Source organism: Neisseria sp. HMSC069H12 (assembly GCF_001812735.1).
In the GTDB taxonomy this organism is placed as follows: domain Bacteria; phylum Pseudomonadota; class Gammaproteobacteria; order Burkholderiales; family Neisseriaceae; genus Neisseria; species Neisseria subflava.
Genome location: NZ_KV810246.1, coordinates 1 through 21,269 on the forward strand (window position 1 = coordinate 1; position 21,269 = coordinate 21,269).

Below are 21,269 nucleotides of genomic sequence, written 5' to 3' on the forward strand. Positions count from 1 at the left end.
TAATGAATCCCCTGAAACTCCCTTGCCACCACTGCCTCTTCAAAAGCCGAATCGCGTTTGGACAGCGGCGTGGGCAGGGTTATCACGTTTTGCACGTTCATGCCCTTAGTGGAGAGCAGCATGATTTCATGGCTCAGGCGTGCGGCTTCGAAGCGGTCGTGCGTTACCAGCATACACGCCATGCCCTGCCGCTCGATTTTTTCCACCAGCATGGCGACCAAAATATCACGCAAATCGCGGTCCAAACCGACGAACGGCTCGTCCAGCAAGGCAAGGTCGCAGCCGCACAGCAGCAGGCGCAGAAACGCCACCCGTTTCGCCATGCCGCCGGACAATTCGGTCGGATATTTGTTCAAATCGCCCGCAGTCAGCCCGACTTTCGCCGCCAGCGCGATGATTTCGCCTTCATCGGGTTTGTCCATAAAAATAGCGATATTCTGCATCGCGGTCAAGTTTCCCGGCAGGCGGTTTTCCTGAAACAGAAAACCCGTTTTGCGGAAAGTATTGCGTATCGTGCCCGATTTTGGCGTTTCCAAGCCCGCAATCAGCCGCAAAACCGTCGTCTTGCCGCAGCCGCTCGGCCCGAACAAGGCTTTCACTTCACCATGTTGCAGGTTCAAACTGAAATCGCGCACGATGGGGTCGCGGAGAATTTCAAAACGCACGTTTTCAAGGCTGAGCATCATCTCCTCCACGGCATAAACAAAATTTCCAAAGGCTTGGTAATCAAGTATTCAAACAGCGACACAAACACGATAACCAACACCACATAAGCCATCACCGTCGAAGTCTCCAGCATCGCCCTCGCGTCCGCAATCCGCGCACCCACGCCTTCGCTCGCGCCCAAGAGTTCCGCCATAATCACCACCTTCACCCCCATCGCCACCGCCACGCCAATGCTGGAAATTACATAGCCCGTCAGATGCGGGATATACAGATAACGGATTTTTTTCAGACGGCCTAATTTATAAGCGTCAAACAATTCCTCATGCTGCCTGTTCACGCTCGCCATTCCGACCGCCGCACTCGCAAACGTCAGCGGCGCAACCAACACAATGATGGTAAACAACACGCTCGGATTGCCGAATCCGAACCAAAACAACGCCATCACCACCCAAATAATCGGCGGCATCGCCAACAAAACCGTAATCACAGGCTTGAGCAACGCCATCGCCGTCTTAAAGCTGCCCGCCACCAGCCCCGCCGCCAATCCCGCTGCCAGCGCAACCGAAATCCCCACCACCGACCGCCACAGCGAAATCCCGATTTCGTTTTCCTGAAAATGTTTCAATAAATCCAAAGACTTTTGAAACACCTCCACCGGCGCAGGCAGCATAAACTCGCCGAACACGGCACTGCCCCACGCCCACAACGCTACCACCACCATCGCCACGCTCAGACCGGCAAAGCCGCTCCAAAGGTAGTCGATGATGTAAAGCACCGCAGGCTGCGGTTTGCGGATTTTGTCGGTTTTAATCATGGTTTGGGTGTTGGTTTGATGGGAATGGTGTAGGGATGATAGGTCGTCTGAAAAATATTTGCCTACTTCTCAGACGACCTATCCGATATTCCTAAGACAAACTGATTCCGCGAGAGCGTTCCTGTTGTCCCTGTTGCACCAAATCCTGTTGAAATTCAGAGGATTTCTCTGATTGTCGGACTACTTCAAGTCTTTCCTCTAGCTCCTTGTTAAATGCTTCAATTACGTCTTTGTTCTTTTCCCTCATCTGCAAGGCAAACGAACCGTCCGTATCATTCTTCAGTCCGTCAATCAGGTGCTTAAGCCTTTCCTCCGCTGTTTGGACTCTGCTTGTCGAAGCGGACATTGCGGCATTGTCTGCTTCTGTCTGAATTCCTTGAAATGTAGGGCTTCCCGCTGCCAAACCGATTTTTTGATCTGTAATATCTTGGGCATCTGCAAACGTTTTGGAAAGCGAACGCCATTGTGCCGCATGTTTCAGCCAGCCCAATGCTTGCTTTTGGTCATCTGCGTCAACGCGACGGACACTGTGCTCATATCCGTAAATCGGCAGGGAATAAGGCGTAACTGCCTGCGGTCTGGGGGAGTACTTGCCGTTTTTATCGACATCAATCGCACCGTTGGCAAAATCAGCAACGGTCAGGTATAGCATGACGCTTGCCGCTATCGCATCCGGTCCGTCTCCCTGAGTCTTGGCAAGATCCCGCCATATTCTTTCCTGCGTCGCTTTACCGTGTCCATATTTACCCAGCAGGCGCATAGGCTCTTCAAGTGTCCAGTTCTTCAAGCTCAATTTGTGCTTAATGAACGCTTTCTCATGGAAATCGCGGATTTTTTCAAATTTAACATCGGTATCGGTTTGACCCGTTTTGCTCATTTGAACTGTTAATGCATCAAGATACCCTTTAGCCATATCGACACGGATTTCATTCAGCTTACTTTCACTGAATTTCCGTCCCGAGGTTTCCTCCATAAACAGAATGGCGGCTTCGCCCGTTACAGTATCGCCTTTGGCAACGCCTTTTGCCCAACCCGCATAGTCGTAACCCTTGGACAAAAGTTCTTCGTAAACACGGATAGCTCCCTGTACTCCTTGTGTTTTAATCATATTCTGATAGCGCTCAATATCATTTAATCTAATGGTTGCAGGCATTTTCAACTCCTTTTTTTCCTTTATGAACGTTAAAGTTTACGTTCTGGGTGCTTAGCATTATCAGCAAAACCTTCCAATATTTTTTTGGACTGACTTTCGATTTTCCTCCAGTCTTTCAAATAAAACCTGCTGTATGAGGCATCAAATGTGATATACGGATTATTGCCTGACAGAAAATTGTGGCTGCATGGAGGATTAATTGACTCATTTTTGTTGTTATCGAAACAGGAAATATAAGTTGTTACGTTCCCATTCTTATCCCTGCCTATAAAAAGCGTATCAGTTGTTTTTGTATTGGTGTCAGGTTCAAGTTGTTTATATACCTCCAATCCGTATAGTTTTTCACCCGTAGACTTAAAACTATATTCTGGAAGAGTAGGTTTATACCTTAAATCCCTCTCCAGTTTCTTGGTCAAAAAGTCCAATGACCAAGGCGTTTTATCCGCATGATAGCTGAACTCCACCCAAGGGTTTTCCGGATAATCCATGGCATCATAATAATCAAATCCCGTCTGATTTCGCAAATCGAAAATCTCGTCCGTTTTCAGGTTCCATATAACTAAAAATCCGGTTAGAGGGGATTCTAAGGTTCGAGGTGGAGGATTATAGGTTTCCCATTCCTTCGACAAACCACTCGGCGTGTCTTCGTAACTGACAACAGGGCCGGGAGTAATATATGAAGAAAAACGGATGGGGATACCGCCGAAATTGCCGACCGTATCATGATGCGGGTAAGGGTAACGACTCTCTTTTTGATCAAATACAGCCTGTGCATCGTTTTTTTGGGGCGGATTGCAAGCGATTAAAAACGGCAACAGGCAGAAGGCGGCATATAATTTTTTTACGGTAAAATATTTCATCAACTATTCCTTATCATCTGCTGTAAAAGTTAAAGTTTTATAGCTTAAATTATAATCAGAAAATTTGGGGTTTATTTACAAAAATTGTAGTAAACGTAAGTTGGGCTATGTCCTGACATTTCAGGTAATTCAACGGTTTCTAGTTTTGGCAACCCAATCCGCTGTTACCACCTATCGTTATTCGCGCACAGAAGGGAATCTAGAAGTTTGACGTTGCTGTAATTTTAAAATATTCCTGCAATATCGGGGGCTAGATTCCCGCCTGTGTGCGAATAACGGCTTTTTGTGTACTGTTCTAATTATTATCTGATAGGCCATCTGAAAATGACAAGTCAGATTTCATGGCTACTCCACTATTTTCAGACGGCCTCTATCCTCTTTTAAGCCAAGAAGAACCCGTTATCCGGCAGCTTGCCGCCCAGAAGTTTTGGGTTGAACTGCATCAGGATTTCGTAAAACTTCAAAATCTCATTCTTCACTTCGCTGCCTTTGGTTACCGTCAGCCGTGCGCCGTCCAAGCCCATGACTAGGGCGGGTTCGGGGGCGGGGAGGTAGTTTTTGCCGATTTTCGCGGCGCTTTGGCGATTGGCAAGTATCCAGTTGAGCGCGTTTTTCAAATCCTGATGGAAAATGTCGAACTGCGCCTTGTGTGCGTGGAAATATTCTTCGTTGGCGATGATGCCCGCCATCGGAATCAGCGGTTTGGTGTCAAACGCCTGTCCCCATGCTTTTACTAAGTCAAAACCACGCACGACGGTTACGCCCATGGTTTTGCCTTTAAGTAGGCTGGCGGTTGCCATCGGTTCGGGCAGGATGGCGGCGTGGTAGTCCTTGCTCAAAAACAGTCCGACTGCTTCGGGCGGCGTGGCGGTGTAAGTGATGCCGACTTTGTGTGCGTCGATTTTCAGTTTTTTCAACAAGGCTTGCAGCACGATGTCGGGCATGTCGTTTTTAAACGGCACGAGGATTTTTTTGCCGACCAAATCCTGCGGCGAGGCAATCGCGCTGCCTTTGCACATCAGCTGCGTGATGCCATTGGTCAAAATATTGACCATGCCGACTTTCTGCCCTTGGTTGCGCAGGTTTACGCCGACATTGCTCGGACTCATCATCACTTTGAATTGTCCGCTTGCTACGCCCGCGCGCAGTTGGTCGGGCGAACGCCAGATTTTCAGCGATACATCCGCCTGTTTCGCCAGCTTGCCTTGCAACGCCGCTACTGCGATGGTAACGCTGGGCATTGCCGGCGCGCCGTACACGGTAAATTGTTCTTTACCGGCTGCCAACAATGAAGGCGAAACGCCTGCCGCTGCCAGCGCGGCGGTCATTTTTAAGAAATCACGTCTTTTCATATCCATTTTTTATCTCCTAATTCTTAATAAGCCAGTGTAGGCATTCTTTCAGACGGCCTGATTTTAAAACGCCGCGTGCAAACTCAGCCAATATGTCCTTCCCGGTGCATACACTACGCTGGGTGACAGGGCGAGGACGTGGTCGCCGCTGATGTGTTCGGCGTATTTTTTGTTGAACACGTTGTTCACGCCCAAGCGCAAGCCGTATTTGTCTTTAATGTTCACGCCGGCATACACGTCAGCAACGGTAAAGCCTTTGGCGGCTTCGCGTTTATCTATGCCCAGACCGCTTGCCGCGTCAAAATCGCCGCGCGTTTGTTTGGCGACAAAGCGTGTTGCGGTACCGATGTTGTAGCTGCCGTGGGCAAAGTAGTTTTTGTAGTCGGCTTGGACGGCGGCTTCAAACGGACGGATTTGATAGAGCGGCCTGCCGTCGGTTTCGTTGTGTCCGTAGTTGTAGGTGGCTTTGATGCCTGCCGCCCAATGCGGATTGAAGTTGTAACGCGCGTAGGCCTGCGCGGTAAATAATCGCGCGTCCACGTTGCGTGTGATGATGCCGCCGCCTTTGGATGAAATACCGCTTTGTCCGCGTGCGCGGTCAAAAATAATCAGGTCTTTGACTTTGTCCGCCACAAGCGTGCCGCCTATGTTCCAGCCCGCGCCTGCCAACGAGTTCATGTAGCCGTTGTAGTAGTCGTTGCGGCTGTCGGCGGTAAGCTTGATGCGGTTGTGTTTTTCGGTTTTCAGCAGGGGATTGCCTGCGATGGCGGCGGCTGGATTTTGGTTCATCAACGCGCCGTTCATGCGGTTTTGCACGATGGCGGCAAGTGAGTTAAAGCGTTCGGTGTTGTCGCCGATTCGTTCTAAGTGAGCAAGGGAGACACTGTATTTTTGCGTTTCAGACGGCGTGAAATCGTATTTGAGTTCGCCTGAGAAGGCATGACGGCGCACTTTGCCGTTGAAGTCGTAGCCGTAATGGGTTTTCCAGATTTGTTGCGATGAGGCGAAGGCGAGATTGCGGTTTATCGGATGAGCGGGTTGCGCCGTATTTTTGCGAACGTCCGCTTCGTTGAATTCGTAGCTCAAACCCAAGCCCAGTTTGTGTCGGTCGTCAAACTTGTAAGACAAGGTATCGGCAATGCGCCAGCGGTCAATGTGCACATCGGCGAAACGGTAGCCGTTGAGGAAGTCTCGCATGGCGGTGTGGGTGTTGCGCTCGCCGTTTTGGCTGTCGTTGCGGTAGCTGACGGCGGCATTGTTGTGGAACTTGCCGAAATCCGCGTCGTGTTTGAGCGAGAAGTCGTACACTTTGCGGTCAAGCTCTACGAACACTTGCTGCGGTGTGTTGTTTTGGCGCAGGGAGTAATTGTCGGCGCGGCGTTTGAGTTTGATGATGCCTGCTTCCGCGCTGACAGTATTGCTCAAATCGGCATTGCCCCAACGCGCGTTGAGTTTGGCGATGTGGCGTTCGGTGTCCAATGCGTCGTTGACGAACTGCGGCTGGCGGTCGTTATTGATGTCGTCGTGCAGATAAGTAAGGCGGTATTCCTGATTTTCAGACGGCACGAAACCGAGTACCAAAGCTTGATTAAAACGGCTGTATTTCCAATCGGTCTGGTTGCCGTCGCCGTTTTTATAGCCGTTGGCTTTGGTGTGATTGAGGTTGGCTACGCCGTACACCTTCGCCCCGCGTGCTTGCGCGGTAACGGAGTTGTAAAAGCTTTTGCCGTAAAAGTTGCTGTTTGCCTTCAACGGGCGGAAGGCTTGGTCTATGTTTTCGGTAACAAAGTAATGATCGCTGCGGTCGGTGCGGTCGAATTGGTTTTCGGGGAAGTAGCCCTGAGCTGCGGTCGGTGCAATCGGTTTGGGCGGGGAGAAGGTTTTGACAGGCTGGATTTCGTCAGGGTCTGCCAAGGTTTCGGCAAAGCCGTTTGCGGCGGCAAAACTGCTCATTAACAAGCAAATCAAATGGTTTTGTTTCATGATTCATATCCTGATAATCATTTTTATTTATTATGCTCTTAGAGAGAAGCAAAGTAAAGAAACGATAAAGTGTCTGAAGCTGAAAAAAACTTTATTGTCGGTAAGGAAAGCTTTAGCCTTGAACACAAGCCGATACGGGCTAAAAACTTTTAGAAGAGAGGAGTGTTAGCGAGGTTTGTATTTGGATTCCATCTTGCGTTTGTGTTTTCCGTTTATAAAGCAGATAGGCCGTCTGAAAAAATATCTCTCTTTTCAGACGGCCTATTGCTGGTTATAATAATTTTACGAATCATTATTATTTCTGTTTGAATGTAGGAGAAACGCATGAGCACCCGTACCGAACACGACACCATGGGCAATGTCGAAGTCCCGTCCGAAGCCTATTGGGGCGCGCAGACCCAGCGCAGCCGCAACAATTTCAAAATCGGCGGCGAAACCCTGCCGCAGCCGCTGATTTATGCTTTGGCGCTGGTGAAAAAAGCCGCCGCAGCCACCAATGTTTCCCTCGGCAGGATTAAGCCCGAACAAGCGGATTTGATTACGCAGGCAGCGGACGACGTGTTGAACGGCAAGCTCGACGGGCAGTTCCCTTTAGTGGTTTGGCAGACCGGCTCCGGCACGCAGTCCAATATGAACATGAACGAAGTGCTGGCGAACCGCGCCAACGAAATCGCCGGTACGGGTTTGGCGGCCTACCAGCCCGTCCATCCCAACGACCATGTGAACCACGCGCAATCGACCAACGACGCGTTCCCGACCGCCATCCACGTTGCCGCCGCGATTGAAATCAACCGCCACCTTATTCCGGCAGTAAAAGCCCTGCGCGACACGTTGGACAAAAAAGCCAAAGAATTTGCCCCCATCGTCAAAATCGGCCGCACTCATTTGCAGGACGCGACGCCGCTGACTTTAGGGCAAGAGTTTTCCGGCTACGTTTCCCAGCTCGACCACGGCTTAGGCCGTCTGAACGACGCACTCAAAGGTTTGTACGAACTCGCTTTGGGCGGCACAGCGGTCGGCACGGGTTTGAACAGCCATCCCGAATACGCCGAAAAAGCCGCCGCCAAACTCGCCGAACTGTCCGGCCTGCCGTTTGTCAGCGCGCCGAACAAATTTGAAGCCTTGGGTGGACGCGATGCCGCTGTTGCCGCTTCGGGCGCACTGAAAACGCTGGCGGCAAGCCTGAACAAAATCGCCAACGACATCCGCTGGCTGGCAAGCGGCCCGCGCTGCGGTTTGGGCGAAATCAAAATCCCCGAAAACGAGCCGGGTTCGTCCATCATGCCGGGCAAAGTCAATCCGACCCAATGCGAGGCGATGACCATGGTGTGCTGCCAAGTGTTCGGCAACGACGTTACCATCGGCATGGCGGGCGCGTCGGGTAATTTCGAGCTGAACGTCTATATGCCCGTCATCGCCTACAACCTCTTGCAATCCATCCGCCTCTTGGGCGACGCGTGCAACAGCTTCAACGAAAACTGCGCCGAGGGCATCGAACCCGTACCGGAAAAAATCGACTATTTCCTGCACCATTCCCTGATGCTCGTTACCGCGCTGAACCGCAAAATCGGCTACGAAAACGCCGCCAAAGTCGCCAAAACCGCCTATAAAAACGATAAATCGTTGCGCGAAACCGCCATTGAACTGGGCTTGTTGACAGGCGAAGAGTTTGACGAATTGGTTGTTCCTGCCGATATGGTTCATCCGCGTTAAGCTTTAATAATGAAACATGCCGTCTGAAAATGTTTTCAGACGGCATGTTTTTATGCTTCGCTTGTCTTTTCCTCAAATAGGGTAAAAATCATTGGCAGCAGATTGATGCCCATTAGAAATATTATTGAGCTCAGAAATGTACGCCAGGCGTAATGCCACGCCTCCGTTTTGTCTGCTTGGGGTAGGAGCGATGCAGTATAGCGGTTGTGTAGGGTTTTTGCAGTGTCATTGTTTTCCAAATAGTCCAACGAAAGTACCAATAATTTGCCCGTGTCCTTGTGTTGTAAGAATTTGGCATGTTCAACCCAGATGCCCGGCTTGGCGTGTTCGCATAAAGATTCAATGCCGACGCAAGAGGCCAAGCTGTTTTGGTTGTTTTGCAAAATCGACAGCTCGCTTTTTTCAGCCTGCATGGCTGCGGAGGAGGTTTGATGAAGGTATATGCTCATGCCGTTGCTCTCTATTGCTTGAAAATCATGGAGCTGGCTGAATCCACCATTTTCCCAGGCGACGAATACGGCATAGCATCCGCAGCATAGGCAGATCATGACCAATTTTAAGACAATGTTTTTCATCCTCGCTCCTTTTGTTTGAATGGGCGGCAAAGTCAGGAGGCGTGTTTTCTCGTTTGAAGGTAAGTTTAGGTTTTATCAGTTTTTATTGTGAGGTTGAGTGTAACACAGGTAATCAAAAGGCCGTCTAAAAATTTTCGGACGGCCTTTTATTGTGTGTTTAGATGGGTTTAAGCCAACAATTCACGCCAGCGTTTAATTTGGAAACGGACTTGTTCAGGCGCGGTGCCGCCCAAGTGGTTACGTGCGTTTAAGCTGCCTTCGGGTGTCAGCACGCTGTAAACATCGTCGGCAATCAAACCGCTGAAACCTTGCAGGACTTCAAGCGGCAATTCGCTCAAATCAACGCCAGCTTCATCGGCATGGCGCACGGCTTGGGCAACAACTTCGTGGCTGTCGCGGAAAGGCATGCCTTTTTTCACCAAGTAATCCGCCAAGTCGGTAGCCGTTGCAAAACCCTGCATCACGGCAGCGCGCATATTGTCGGGTTTGACGGTTACGCCGCGCATCATGTCGGCGTAAATGCGCAGGGTGTCGATAAGCGTGTCGGCAGTGTCAAACAAAGGCTCTTTGTCTTCCTGATTGTCTTTGTTGTATGCCAAAGGTTGCGATTTCATCAGGGTAACCAGGCCGATCAGGTGGCCAATCACGCGACCGGATTTGCCACGCACGAGTTCGGGCACGTCGGGGTTTTTCTTTTGCGGCATGATGGACGAGCCGGTGCAGAAACGGTCGGCAATATCGATAAAGCCGAAACGCGGGCTCATCCACAAAATCAATTCTTCGGAAAGGCGGCTCAGGTGAACCATAATCAGGGAAGCGGCAGCCGTGAACTCAATGGCAAAATCGCGGTCAGATACGGCATCGAGCGAATTTTGGCAGATTTGTTCGAAACCCAACAGCTCGGCGGTAATTTCGCGTTGAATCGGGTAGGTGGTACCGGCAAGGGCGGCGGTGCCGAGCGGCATACGGTTGACGCGTTTGCGGCAGTCGGCCATGCGCTCGAAATCGCGGCCGAGCATTTCAACATAGGCGAGCATGTGATGCCCGAAGCTGACCGGCTGGGCAACTTGCAGGTGGGTAAAACCGGGCATAACGGTTTCGGCATTTTGTTCCGCCAAATCGACTAAGGCCGTCTGAAGGCTTCGAATCAGGTCTTGAATAACGGTAATCTGATCACGCAGCCACAGGCGGATGTCGGTGGCGACTTGGTCGTTGCGGCTGCGGCCGGTATGCAGGCGCTTGCCCGCATCGCCGATTTTGTCGGTGAGACGGCGTTCGATGTTCATGTGGACATCTTCCAAATCCAGCGACCAGGAAATCGTTCCTTCTTTGATTTCTGCTATAATCTCGGCCATGCCCTGATGGATGGCGGAGAGGTCGTCTTCGCTCAAAACGCCCGACTGTGTCAGCATTTGCGCGTGTGCCAGCGAGCCTTGGATGTCCCATTCTGCCAGTCGTTTGTCAAAATCAATCGAGCCGGTATATTTTTTGACCAGCTCGGAAACAGGTTCGTTAAAACGGCCTGACCAGGTTTTGTCCTTGCTCATATCAGCATCCTTAAAATATAAATAAAAAAACAGGGTCTACGTCTTCAATATAGCAGACCCGTCTATACATTATGAAAGAAAACGGTTGAAATCATGTCTATTATACGTCAAATAAACCAGAATTTCGCAGTGCCGGATTTGCGCAATTCCGCAACTTTGGTGCGCCTGCTCATTATTTTGTTAATCAGTTTGTTTATCTTTCCGTTGATGACGGTATCGGGCGTGCCTTATCCGGAACAGATTTTCCAACATTTTTCATGGGCTTGCCCCGTCATCCTTTTAATTTTACTTAAGGTCTATTTCTTACAGGCATTTGCGCCGTCCCTGCTTCGCTCGCAGTACAGCGTTGTGGTTTCCTACGTCTCCAACCTGCTGATTTTCTTGTTTGTCGATTTAGTAATTTTGAAGACAGATATTTGGTCGTTGATTCAGCACTTCTTCTTGCTGACCTTTTTTTGTTTCAGTTTCATGTACATCGAAGCGGCCCGCCGCAACAGCCTTGCGCCTTCTATTTCCGAAGCCAGATTGAGTGCGTTGACGGCGCGTATCCGTCCGCATTTCTTGTTTAACAGCCTGAATGCCGCCATCAGCTTAATCCGTCTGCGTCCGTATGATGCGGAAACTTTGCTGGAGAATCTAGCCAACCTGTTCCGCGCACAACTGCGCGACGGTAGTCAAAACAGCACCTTGGGGCAGGAAATCGAGTGGGCGCAGGAATATATTGCCATCGAGCAAATCCGCATGGGACATATGCGTGTACAGGTTATGTGGCAGCACCATGCACCCGACGATGCGGAAACGCCGCATCTGCTGCTGCAACCGCTTTTGGAAAATGCTGTATTCCATGGTGTCGAATCCAGCCACCGCCCAGGGATAATTACAGTATTAACAAAATTGGAAAAATCATCTATTTTCATCAGTATCGAAAATCCGTGTGGAAAAGAACCTAATGAAAATACCAAGCCGCATAAAGGCAATTCTATGGCCTTACGCAATCTGAAAGAGCGTCTGACTTTGATGTATGACACCGACGCGAAAATCAGAAACATTCAATCAGACGGCCTGTTCCGCGTTGAAATCATATTGCCGTACCGTAAAAAATCAGCCGAAGTTTCCCGTCTGTTTGGCTAAACCGCATAGAAGAGGGTGACTTTAGATAGGTTAGACTATTAACACATTAAATAAAATAGTTTAAATTTATTACATTCAGTAACATAACTGTTCCCATTTTTTGAAAACTGGTCTATGATGCTTAAAAGGATTGTTTACAATCTTTAATTGCAAATCATTTGCAATTACCCAGAAGAAAAAACAGAAAAAGGAACAAAGAGATGTTAGAAGCCTATCGCAAAGCCGTCTCCGAGCGCGCCGCCCTCGGTATCCCACCCCTCCCTTTGAACGCGCAGCAAACCGCCGATTTGGTCGAGCTGCTGAAAAACCCGCCCGCAGGCGAAGGCGAGTTCTTGGTCGAACTGCTTGCTCACCGCGTACCACCCGGTGTGGACGATGCCGCCAAAGTTAAAGCCTCATTTTTGGCAGCCGTTGCCGAAGGCAGCGCATCCAGTCCGTTGGTTTCCCCCGAAGATGCGACCGAACTCTTAGGTACGATGCTCGGCGGTTACAACATTCACGCCTTAATCGAACTCTTGGACGACGACAAACTTGCGCCTATTGCCGCCAAAGGTTTGAAACATACGCTTCTGATGTTCGATTCTTTCCATGACGTTCAGGAAAAAGCCGAGAAAGGCAACAAATACGCGCAGGAAGTTTTGCAATCTTGGGCAGATGCCGAATGGTTTACTTCACGCGCCAAAGTTCCCGAAAAAATCACCGTTACCGTCTTCAAAGTCGACGGTGAAACCAATACAGACGATCTCTCTCCTGCACCTGACGCATGGAGCCGTCCTGATATACCTCTGCACGCGCTGGCGATGTTGAAAAACCCGCGCGACGGCATCAATCCTGACAAACCGGGCGAAGTCGGTCCGATTAAATTGTTGGAAGAACTCAAAGCCAAAGGCCATCCGGTTGCTTACGTTGGCGATGTGGTCGGTACCGGTTCTTCACGCAAATCTGCTACCAACTCCGTCATTTGGCATACCGGCGAAGATATTCCGTTCGTACCGAACAAACGCTTCGGCGGCGTCTGCTTGGGTGGTAAAATTGCGCCGATTTTCTTCAATACTCAAGAAGACTCCGGTGCATTGCCGATTGAAGTTGATGTATCTGCTCTGAAAATGGGCGATGTCGTCGATATCCTGCCTTATGAAGGCAAAATCGTGAAAAACGGCGAAACCGTTGCCGAGTTCAGCCTGAAATCTCAAGTATTGCTGGACGAAGTGCAAGCCGGTGGCCGTATCAACCTGATTATCGGTCGCGGCCTGACTGCCAAAGCACGCGAAGCACTGAAACTGCCTGCTTCTACCGAATTCCGTCTGCCTCAAGCGCCTGCCGAAAGCAAAGCCGGTTTCACCTTGGCCCAAAAAATGGTTGGCCGTGCCTGCGGTTTGCCGGAAGGCAAAGGCGTGCGCCCAGGTACTTACTGCGAACCACGCATGACTACTGTCGGCTCGCAAGACACTACCGGCCCGATGACTCGCGATGAATTGAAAGACCTGGCTTGCTTGGGCTTCTCAGCAGATATGGTAATGCAGTCTTTCTGTCACACTGCCGCTTATCCGAAACCTGTTGATGTAAGAACCCATAAAGAATTGCCTGCCTTCATCTCGACCCGTGGCGGTGTATCCCTACGTCCGGGGGACGGCGTGATTCACTCATGGCTCAACCGTCTGCTGTTGCCTGATACAGTCGGTACCGGCGGCGACAGCCACACTCGTTTCCCTATCGGTATTTCTTTCCCTGCCGGTTCCGGCTTGGTTGCTTTCGCAGCAGCCACGGGCGTAATGCCGCTTGATATGCCTGAGTCTGTATTGGTACGCTTCAGTGGCAAACTGCAACCGGGCGTCACCCTGCGTGACTTGGTAAATGCAATTCCGTTGTACGCGATTAAACAAGGTTTGCTGACTGTTGCCAAAGCCGGTAAGAAAAACATCTTCTCCGGCCGCATCCTCGAAATCGAAGGCCTGCCTGATTTGAAAGTGGAACAAGCCTTTGAATTGACTGACGCGTCTGCCGAACGTTCTGCTGCAGGCTGTACCGTGAAGCTCAACAAAGAGCCGATTATCGAGTACATGAAATCCAACGTCGTGTTGATGAAAAACATGATTGCTGACGGCTATAAAGATCCGCGCACTTTGGAACGCCGCATCAAAGCCATGGAAGCATGGTTGGCAAATCCTGAATTGCTCGAAGCGGATAAAGATGCCGAATACGCCGCCGTGATTGAAATCAACATGGACGACATTAAAGAGCCGATTATCGCCTGTCCGAACGATCCTGACGACGTGTGCTTCATGTCTGAGCGCTCCGGCACCAAAATTGACGAAGTGTTCATCGGTTCGTGCATGACCAACATCGGCCACTTCCGCGCCGCCTCCAAACTCTTGGAAGGCAAGTCCGACATCCCCGTCCGCCTGTGGATGGCACCGCCGACCAAAATGGATGCGAAAGAGTTGTCCGACGAAGGCCACTACGGCGTACTCGGTCGTGCCGGCGCGCGTATGGAAATGCCGGGCTGTTCATTGTGTATGGGTAACCAAGCCCAAGTACACGAAGGCGCAACCGTCATGTCCACCTCTACCCGCAACTTCCCGAACCGCTTGGGTAAAAACACCTTCGTTTACCTCGGCTCGGCTGAGTTGGCGGCAATCTGCTCCAAACTGGGTAAAATCCCGACTGTTGAAGAATATCAAGCTAATATCGGTATTATCAACGAGCAGGGTGACCAAATCTACCGCTACATGAACTTCAACGAAATCGACAGCTACAACGAAGTAGCCGAAACCGTGAATGTTTAATGTAACAAGGTAAACCGATTTTCAGACGGCCTTAAATAATAAAGGCCGTCTGAAACGGAAAAAAGGACGCGTTCATCACGTCCTTTTTATTTTTAGTTCAATAAAAGGCCGTTTAAAAGATAAGTTTCAGATGGCCTTTGCTTAGGATAAATAATCAGAAAACCGATTAATCAGCGTTGTTTACTTTACGCCAAAACCAGGTTGGAGCAGGGCGCAAGGCTGACGCTCGTGACGGCTGCGGCGTGTTCTGCCGGCAATTTTACCGCAGACAATACCCGGATCGTTTTTCTCTTCTACTTTTTTCGAGTTTTTGTCTGATTTATTCGAGTATTCGTTGCGTTTGTTTCTATCATCGCGGCGAGATCGGCTGTCGTTGTGCTGAACCGGTTGTGCTTCGGCTTCATCTTGATTGTCGTTGCCCCACCAATGCGGCTCAAAGCCTTCGATGCGTTCCACATTCAAATCGCTGCCGATCAGCTCTTTAATGGCTTCAAACATTTTCTGTTCGGTTTTATCCATCAAGGAAATGGCAACGCCGTCGGCACCGGCCCGGCCGGTACGTCCGATGCGGTGGACGTAGTCTTCAGGTTGGGTTGGCAGCTCGTAGTTGATGACGAAAGGCAACTCGGCAATATCCAGACCGCGCGCGGCAACGTCCGTGGCAACCAAAACGCGTAATGTACCTTCTTTAAAGGCGTTGAGGGTTTCCAGTCGGCTTTGTTGGGATTTGTCGCCGTGGATGGATTGCGCGGCAATGTTGCGACGAACGAGGTCGCGGGTAACTTGATCGACGCTTTGTTTGGTTTTGCAGAATACAATGACTTGATTCATATGCAAATCAACAATCAGACGTTCGAGCAGGTTGCGTTTTTTGAGTGCATCAACGGCAATGATGTGTTGCTCGACATTGGCGTTGGTGGTGTTTTGCGCAGCCACTTCAACCATTTCGGGCGTGTGCATAAAATCTTGCGCAAGCTTGCGGATAGGTGGTGAAAAAGTGGCGGAGAAAAGCAGGGTTTGTCGCTGTTTGGGCAACATCTGCATGATTTTGCGGATATCGTCGATGAAACCCATATCAAGCATACGGTCGGCTTCGTCGAGTACGACGATTTCAACTTTGTTTAAATTGATGTTTTTTTGCTTGACGTGGTCAAGCAGTCGGCCAACCGTCGCGACAACGATTTCGCAACCGGTGCGCAAGTCGGCAGTTTGTTTATCCATATTGACGCCTCCGAAGAGAACGGTGTGGCACAAAGGAAGATTTTTAATGTATGCCTGTACGTTTTGGTCAATTTGATCAGCCAGTTCGCGGGTTGGGGTCAATACCAACATGCGGACAGGGTGCATGGCAGGAGAGGTGCTGGATGTGGCGTAGCGTTTCAGGCGTTCGAGGCTGGGCAGCATAAAGGCGGCGGTTTTCCCTGTGCCGGTTTGTGCCGCGGCCAAAAGGTCGTGTCCTGCCAAGGCTTTGGGAATCGCTGCTGCTTGGATAGGCGTCGGGTTTTCATAACCCTGATCGGTCAGGGCAGAGACTAATTCGCTGCCTAAACCGAGTGAAGAGAAAGGATTCATGATGGTGGCTTTCTGTTCAGACGGCCTTTTGAATGATAGGCCGTCTGAAAAATCTGATTCTGAAATGGACAAACCGCAGTATGATGTTGATTCTGCGGTTTGAAAAAAATGGGGAGCGGAATAATCCGTCAAGTAGTCCATTATGCCATAAAAAGAGGGACTCCCCAAATGATGGTTGCGGCTAGGATTGACCAAGTTTTGATATTTTTACAGTGAAAAAAACAGAAAAAATTACTGGCTTGCAAGATTTTGAGTTTATTGGGAATTAAGCATTTGTCTTAACGTCAATAGAATTAATTTATCAAAAACTTACAGACTGAAATGAAACTAAATTGTACTCATGTACTCAATATTGGGGTGCAGAGCTTGTTTTGTAGCCTGTATCTCCCATTTAACGGTAAACCATAAAATCAAAATTTAGGAATATACAATTATGAAAACTTTATTAATCGCTCTTGCAACCGGTAGTCTGATGTTGGCAGCTTGTTCTTCTTCCAAACCTGAAGAAGCGGCAGCACCACGCATCACTGTTGAAGAAGCAATGACTCAATGCCAACAAGCATCTGGTGAAAATGCTGATCGCGCTGTATTTGATGCCTGCATGAAAGGCAAAGGCTATCAACGTACTGCTGAATCAGCTGCCTCCGAGCCTGCTGCATCTGAACCAGTAGCTGATTCTGAAACTGCTGCTCCTGAAGCTGCGGCTTCTGAGCCTGCCGCCAAAGCTGCCCCTGCTAAAAAAGCTGTTAAGAAAGCAAAAAAATAAGCTTCATAAAATTCAAGGAAGTCACTCTCATCAATACTCCGGATGAAGGCAGACTTAGAGCAACTTGAAAACAAAGGCCGTCTGAATATATTTCAGACGGCCTTTGTTTTTTTATGTATAAAACCATTATTCAAAGGAGGCCTTTGCAAAAATAGTCTGTTAACGAAATTTGATGCATAAAAATGCGCCAAAAAATTTTCAATTGCCTAAAACCTTCCTAATATTAAGTAAAAAGTAGGAAAAATTAGAAAAGTTTTGCATTTTGAAAATGAGATTGAGCATAAAATTTTAGTAACCTATGTTATTTCAAAGGTCTCAAAGATATGCTTTTGGTTTTATTAAAAAAATAAAAAAGACGTATAACGAGTACACGTCTTTTTAGGGAATGGCCTTATTGCTTATATTCGCTGCCGTCTTCGCGGAAAAGTTTTGGCTGATCGCCTTTTTCCACCACTTCTTTATTGATGACGACTTTTGCTACGCCTTTCAAATCTGGCAGGGCGTACATGGTGTCCAAGAGGCAGCGTTCGACGATAGAGCGCAGGCCGCGCGCACCGGTCTTACGTTCCATCGCCAGTTTGGCGATGCTGCGCAAGGCATCTTCTTCAAACTCAAGACCGACATCTTCCATCTCAAACAAAGTTTGATATTGTTTGACCAAGGCATTTTTCGGTTCAGTCAAAATGTTGACCAAAGCATCTTCGTCCAATTCTGCCAATGTAGCAATCACGGGCAGACGGCCGATAAGCTCGGGAATCAAACCGAATTTAATCAAGTCTTCAGGCTCGACTGTTTCAAACAGGGCTGAAATATCGGCGTTTTCATCTTTGCTGTGTACCGCCGCACCAAAGCCGATACCACCTTTTTCAGTACGTTGGCGGATGACTTTTTCCAAGCCGGCAAATGCACCGCCGCAGATAAAGAGGATGTTGGTGGTATCGACGTTGATGAATTCTTGGTTCGGATGTTTGCGGCCGCCTTGAGGAGGAACGCTGGCTACCGTGCCTTCAATCAGTTTCAGCAAGGCTTGTTGCACGCCTTCGCCGGATACGTCGCGCGTGATGGACGGATTGTCGCTTTTGCGTGAAATTTTATCGATTTCATCGATATAAACGATGCCGCGCTGGGCTTTTTCAACGTCAAAATCACATTTGCCCAAAAGTTTGGTGATGATTTGTTCGACGTCTTCACCTACATAACCCGCTTCGGTCAAAGTTGTGGCATCCGCCATGACAAAAGGTACATCCAGTTTGCGCGCCAAAGATTGTGCCAACAGGGTTTTACCTGAACCGGTAGGGCCGATGAGCAGGATATTGGATTTGGACAACTCGACTTTGCCCTCCGCTTTCGGGTGGCGCAGGCGTTTGTAGTGGTTGTAAACCGATACTGCCAACGCTTTTTTTGCGTGTTCCTGACCGATAACGTGGTCGTTGAGGTTGGCAACGATTTCGGCCGGGGTAGGCAGTTTTTTTTCGGCGTTTTCTTCTTTCGCTTTGGCAAGCTCGTTTTCAATCTCGCCTGATTCGTTGTCTTGCAGCATCATGCCGCAAGTTTCTACACATTCGTTGCAGATGAAGGCGTGTTCGCCTTCGATCAGATTTTTAACGTCGTTTTCGGACTTCCCGCAGAATGAACAGGTGCGTTTTTCTTCAGACATAATAATTTCTTCGTATGGTTGTATGGAGGCTGTGTTGTAAAGGGGGAACAGATATTTTGGGTGTATTGCCGGATTGAGGGAATGCCTCTGACAAAGGAGCCTAAGTATAATGACTATCTTGTGTTTTTTCAAATCAGAGCAGGCATTGCGCCGTATCGTCTAAGAAACAGATGAGGGCGCTGGATTTGAATATCTCGCAAACAAACGCAAAGTTTTCTCAACTCGCTTTACAATTAGCGAAAAATTCAACAGAATGTTGAATTAAATGTATTTTTTTGAATTGGCAGATATGAAATTCTATAAAACTTTAGGAATGGTATGGACAGGTGTGGCATTGGCCTTTGCTTCTGCGCCTGCCGTTGCCGATGATATGGATGTATTGGGACAATTTTTGGAGCAAAATTTCCCAGTGCAAAATGACCCGATGGAAGCTTTTGCGTTGAGTCATGCCGACCAAGTCGAAGCTCAAGCCGCTTTGGCAGGTCCTCTGCTTTCTTCGCAATCTGCTTTGATTTTCAATAATAAAACCGGTGAAGTGCTGTATCAGAAAAACCCTGATCGTGTCATGCCGATTGCCTCTATTTCCAAATTGATGAGCGCGATGGTGGTGTTGGATGCGCATCTGGATATGAACGAGCCTATCACGATTACCGAGGCTGAAATCGACCGTTTGAAAGGTACAGGCAGCCGTTTGAGTATCGGCACGACACTGACACGCGGCGAACTGTTGCACCTGAGCCTGATGAGCAGTGAAAACCGTGCTACCCATGCGTTGGGCCGTACCTATCCGGGTGGTATGAGCGTGTTTGTTGCGGCAATGAATGCCAAAGCACAAAGCCTGGGCATGACCAGCAGCCGTTTCTATGAGCCTACCGGTTTGAATTTCCAAAACGTTTCAACTGCACGCGATTTGAACCGCATGGTTGCGGCAGCCAGCAAATATCCGCTGATCCGCAAAAATTCTACTTCAAATTATGGCTCGGTTTGGACGGCAAATGGTCGTCAAAACTACAAAAACTCCAATGCCTTGGTACGTGAGGGCAGCTGGAATATTGAATTGCAGAAAACCGGCTATATCCGTGAGGCAGGACGTTCTATGGTGGTTAAGGCCAATGTACAGAATCAGCCGATTACCATTGTGTTGCTCAACTCTCCGTCTTCCACGACCCGCGTGAACGATGCGCGTAAGATTGAGTCTTGGATGTTGCAGCGCCGCTCTTAAATATTACGCTTAAAGGCCGTCTGAAACCGTTCAGACGGCCTTTTGTGTAAATAGTATTAAATTTGGGTACAATGTCGTTACATTAACTTAAAAAAACAGAGAGAAAACATGTTGAGAAAATGGAATAAAAAATATTGGGCCGGCATGGGCGTGATTTTGGCGTTGACCGGCTGTACTTCTGTAGCGGATATGGTTGGCTACGATACCGCGACTTTAAATGAAGATGCGGCTAAAAGTTACACACAAGTCATTCAAAAAGCGCGTGGTCAAAAAGCTTTGGATGTTTCATCTCCAACTGCTCAACGCGTTCAACGCGTGTTTGCACGTCTGCGTCCTCATGCTGAGCGCGCCAACAAAACCGGCGTGCCTTTCAACTGGCAGATGAACGTTATCCGCAGTGATGAAATGAACGCATGGGCAATGCCGGGCGGTAAAATGGCCGTGTACACCGGCATAGTAGAAAAATTGAAGCTGACTGATGATGAAATTGCCGCCGTTGTCGGCCATGAAATGACCCATGCTTTGTTGGAACACAGTAAAAAAGCTTTGGGCGGACAAGTATTGACCGGCTTGGGCGGTTCGATTTTGGCCAGTTCAACCGGTGTGGATGGTGATTTGGTCGGCTTGGGTGCAGATTTGTTGGCGACCAAACCGTTCTCACGTTATCAGGAAAGCGAAGCGGATGCCGGCGGTGTGCGTTTGATGGCTGAAGCAGGCTACAACCCTGAGGCAGCGGTAAGCGTGTGGGAAAAAATGAACAAAGTACAGGGTGGCAGCTCATTGGCTATTTTGTCGACTCACCCAACCAATCAGGCGCGTATCAATGCAATCCGCAAAATGTTGCCTGAAGTAATGCCGATTTATCAGAAAAACAAACGTTAATTTGACGTATTGATGATTTTGCCGGTTTGATCAGATGATTCAAACCGGCAAAGTTTTATGGTTTCAGCCTGACAGTTTGGCAAATTTATCCCAATTTGCCTGAACGTAGGCTGCTGCGGTTTCCAAATCTTCGTCGGCAACATCATAATAATCGCCGTCAAGCTCTTCAAAATCGGGAAACGCTTTGCGGATTTCATCGAAATCTCTTTGCTCATCTGCCATTTTTTCAATGGCTTCGCCGTGTTTTTCGTATAAGGCTTTGGCTTTGTCTAAGATTTTCGGTATCGGCTTGATGCGCCAGCGGCGCAGGCTGTCGGCAACCGGATTGCCGAAGATGTATTCTCCGTATCCTGAAGCGATAAGCTGTACGAAGCCGCCTTCTTGAACTTGGCTGTCAAGATAGCAAAGGGCGGTTAATGTATGCTGTTCATCGTTGAGGCCGGACATTTCATCGTCGCCTGCCTGTTCGGTGTGGTCCAAATAGGCTGCGCTGAGTGTATAAAGAAATGAAGCGGAATCGGAAGTATCGAAATCTTGAAGGCGGAGCAGGGTCGTCATAATCATCAAAGGCCGTCTGAAAAAAGTGATTA

General features: G+C 49.0%; 17 protein-coding genes. 6 read left to right on the forward strand and 11 right to left on the reverse strand.

What is annotated here, in order from left to right; genetic code table 11:
- The 6 genes from HMPREF2872_RS02345 to HMPREF2872_RS02370 all read right to left on the reverse strand — a co-directional run.
- The coding region (locus HMPREF2872_RS02345; protein WP_210398836.1) for an ATP-binding cassette domain-containing protein at positions 1-683 on the reverse strand (683 nt) is incomplete at its 3' end.
- On the reverse strand, positions 683-1,480 hold the full coding sequence (locus HMPREF2872_RS02350) for an ABC transporter permease (RefSeq protein WP_070630917.1): 798 nt from the start codon (positions 1,478-1,480) through the stop codon (positions 683-685). The genes HMPREF2872_RS02345 and HMPREF2872_RS02350, both read right to left, overlap by 1 nt.
- A 91-nt stretch (positions 1,481-1,571) precedes the next feature.
- A complete protein-coding gene (locus HMPREF2872_RS02355; RefSeq protein WP_070630919.1) occupies positions 1,572-2,633 on the reverse strand; it encodes a hypothetical protein in 1,062 nt (353 codons plus the stop codon).
- A 29-nt stretch (positions 2,634-2,662) separates the two neighbouring features.
- Positions 2,663-3,493 carry a hypothetical protein gene (locus tag HMPREF2872_RS02360; RefSeq protein ID WP_070630921.1) on the reverse strand — a complete coding sequence of 277 codons (831 nt, stop codon included), beginning with the start codon at positions 3,491-3,493 and terminating at the stop codon, positions 2,663-2,665.
- 380 nt (positions 3,494-3,873) lie between these two features.
- On the reverse strand, positions 3,874-4,851 hold the full coding sequence (locus tag HMPREF2872_RS02365) for an ABC transporter substrate-binding protein (RefSeq protein ID WP_070630924.1): 978 nt from the start codon (positions 4,849-4,851) through the stop codon (positions 3,874-3,876).
- A 57-nt stretch (positions 4,852-4,908) separates the two neighbouring features.
- Positions 4,909-6,828 (reverse strand): TonB-dependent receptor, encoded by a 1,920-nt coding sequence (locus HMPREF2872_RS02370; protein WP_070630925.1) that lies wholly within the window; start codon positions 6,826-6,828, stop codon positions 4,909-4,911.
- Between the two features lie 324 nt (positions 6,829-7,152).
- On the opposite strand from HMPREF2872_RS02370, the gene fumC reads away from it, so the two are divergent.
- On the forward strand, positions 7,153-8,541 hold the full coding sequence (gene fumC / locus HMPREF2872_RS02375) for a class II fumarate hydratase (protein ID WP_070630927.1): 1,389 nt from the start codon (positions 7,153-7,155) through the stop codon (positions 8,539-8,541).
- A 50-nt stretch (positions 8,542-8,591) separates the two neighbouring features.
- Here the strand turns inward: fumC and HMPREF2872_RS02380 are convergent, their stop codons facing one another.
- Together HMPREF2872_RS02380 and argH are read right to left on the reverse strand one after the other, a co-directional pair.
- Entirely contained in the window at positions 8,592-9,116 is a 525-nt protein-coding gene (locus HMPREF2872_RS02380; protein WP_070630930.1) for a hypothetical protein, read from the reverse strand.
- Between the two features lie 167 nt (positions 9,117-9,283).
- Positions 9,284-10,663 carry an argininosuccinate lyase gene (argH, locus tag HMPREF2872_RS02385; RefSeq protein ID WP_070630932.1) on the reverse strand — a complete coding sequence of 460 codons (1,380 nt, stop codon included), beginning with the start codon at positions 10,661-10,663 and terminating at the stop codon, positions 9,284-9,286.
- Positions 10,664-10,756: 93 nt separating this feature from the next.
- Here argH and HMPREF2872_RS02390 point away from each other — a divergent pair, with 93 nt between their 5' ends.
- Entirely contained in the window at positions 10,757-11,794 is a 1,038-nt protein-coding gene (locus HMPREF2872_RS02390) for a sensor histidine kinase (RefSeq protein ID WP_049329839.1), read from the forward strand.
- A 200-nt stretch (positions 11,795-11,994) separates the two neighbouring features.
- Positions 11,995-14,580, forward strand: a complete 2,586-nt coding sequence (gene acnB, locus HMPREF2872_RS02395; RefSeq protein WP_070630933.1) for a bifunctional aconitate hydratase 2/2-methylisocitrate dehydratase — start codon at positions 11,995-11,997, stop codon at positions 14,578-14,580.
- Between the two features lie 180 nt (positions 14,581-14,760).
- On the opposite strand, the gene HMPREF2872_RS02400 is transcribed toward acnB, so the two are convergent.
- Complete coding sequence (locus tag HMPREF2872_RS02400; protein ID WP_141752834.1) at positions 14,761-16,155, reverse strand: DEAD/DEAH box helicase; 1,395 nt, start codon at positions 16,153-16,155, stop codon at positions 14,761-14,763.
- A 430-nt stretch (positions 16,156-16,585) separates the two neighbouring features.
- Between HMPREF2872_RS02400 and HMPREF2872_RS02405 the strand changes: the two genes are divergently transcribed.
- A complete protein-coding gene (locus tag HMPREF2872_RS02405) occupies positions 16,586-16,918 on the forward strand; it encodes a hypothetical protein (RefSeq protein WP_070630938.1) in 333 nt (110 codons plus the stop codon).
- A gap of 391 nt (positions 16,919-17,309) precedes the next feature.
- Here HMPREF2872_RS02405 and clpX read toward each other — a convergent pair whose 3' ends face one another.
- Positions 17,310-18,575 carry an ATP-dependent Clp protease ATP-binding subunit ClpX gene (gene clpX / locus HMPREF2872_RS02410; protein WP_070630940.1) on the reverse strand — a complete coding sequence of 422 codons (1,266 nt, stop codon included), beginning with the start codon at positions 18,573-18,575 and terminating at the stop codon, positions 17,310-17,312.
- Between the two features lie 289 nt (positions 18,576-18,864).
- On the opposite strand from clpX, the gene HMPREF2872_RS02415 reads away from it, so the two are divergent.
- On the forward strand, positions 18,865-19,797 hold the full coding sequence (locus HMPREF2872_RS02415) for a serine hydrolase (RefSeq protein WP_210398837.1): 933 nt from the start codon (positions 18,865-18,867) through the stop codon (positions 19,795-19,797).
- Positions 19,798-19,905: 108 nt separating this feature from the next.
- The gene (locus HMPREF2872_RS02420) at positions 19,906-20,679 is read left to right on the forward strand and encodes a M48 family metallopeptidase (protein WP_070630944.1); all 774 of its coding nucleotides are present in this window, start codon (positions 19,906-19,908) and stop codon (positions 20,677-20,679) included.
- Between the two features lie 63 nt (positions 20,680-20,742).
- On the opposite strand, the gene HMPREF2872_RS02425 is transcribed toward HMPREF2872_RS02420, so the two are convergent.
- Positions 20,743-21,237 carry a DMP19 family protein gene (locus HMPREF2872_RS02425; RefSeq protein ID WP_070631111.1) on the reverse strand — a complete coding sequence of 165 codons (495 nt, stop codon included), beginning with the start codon at positions 21,235-21,237 and terminating at the stop codon, positions 20,743-20,745.
- Positions 21,238-21,269 lie beyond the last annotated feature (32 nt).

Bases quoted from the DNA above. Each gene is read 5' to 3' on its own strand.
- HMPREF2872_RS02350 (WP_070630917.1), bottom strand. From the start codon at position 1,480: ATGATTAAAACCGACAAAATCCGCAAACCGCAGCCTGCGGTGCTTTAC.
- HMPREF2872_RS02355 (WP_070630919.1), bottom strand. From the start codon at position 2,633: ATGCCTGCAACCATTAGATTAAATGATATTGAGCGCTATCAGAATATG.
- HMPREF2872_RS02360 (WP_070630921.1), bottom strand. From the start codon at position 3,493: ATGAAATATTTTACCGTAAAAAAATTATATGCCGCCTTCTGCCTGTTG.
- HMPREF2872_RS02365 (WP_070630924.1), bottom strand. From the start codon at position 4,851: ATGGATATGAAAAGACGTGATTTCTTAAAAATGACCGCCGCGCTGGCA.
- HMPREF2872_RS02370 (WP_070630925.1), bottom strand. From the start codon at position 6,828: ATGAAACAAAACCATTTGATTTGCTTGTTAATGAGCAGTTTTGCCGCC.
- fumC (WP_070630927.1), top strand. From the start codon at position 7,153: ATGAGCACCCGTACCGAACACGACACCATGGGCAATGTCGAAGTCCCG.
- HMPREF2872_RS02380 (WP_070630930.1), bottom strand. From the start codon at position 9,116: ATGAAAAACATTGTCTTAAAATTGGTCATGATCTGCCTATGCTGCGGA.
- argH (WP_070630932.1), bottom strand. From the start codon at position 10,663: ATGAGCAAGGACAAAACCTGGTCAGGCCGTTTTAACGAACCTGTTTCC.
- HMPREF2872_RS02390 (WP_049329839.1), top strand. From the start codon at position 10,757: ATGTCTATTATACGTCAAATAAACCAGAATTTCGCAGTGCCGGATTTG.
- acnB (WP_070630933.1), top strand. From the start codon at position 11,995: ATGTTAGAAGCCTATCGCAAAGCCGTCTCCGAGCGCGCCGCCCTCGGT.
- HMPREF2872_RS02405 (WP_070630938.1), top strand. From the start codon at position 16,586: ATGAAAACTTTATTAATCGCTCTTGCAACCGGTAGTCTGATGTTGGCA.
- clpX (WP_070630940.1), bottom strand. From the start codon at position 18,575: ATGTCTGAAGAAAAACGCACCTGTTCATTCTGCGGGAAGTCCGAAAAC.
- HMPREF2872_RS02415 (WP_210398837.1), top strand. From the start codon at position 18,865: ATGAAATTCTATAAAACTTTAGGAATGGTATGGACAGGTGTGGCATTG.
- HMPREF2872_RS02420 (WP_070630944.1), top strand. From the start codon at position 19,906: ATGTTGAGAAAATGGAATAAAAAATATTGGGCCGGCATGGGCGTGATT.
- HMPREF2872_RS02425 (WP_070631111.1), bottom strand. From the start codon at position 21,237: ATGACGACCCTGCTCCGCCTTCAAGATTTCGATACTTCCGATTCCGCT.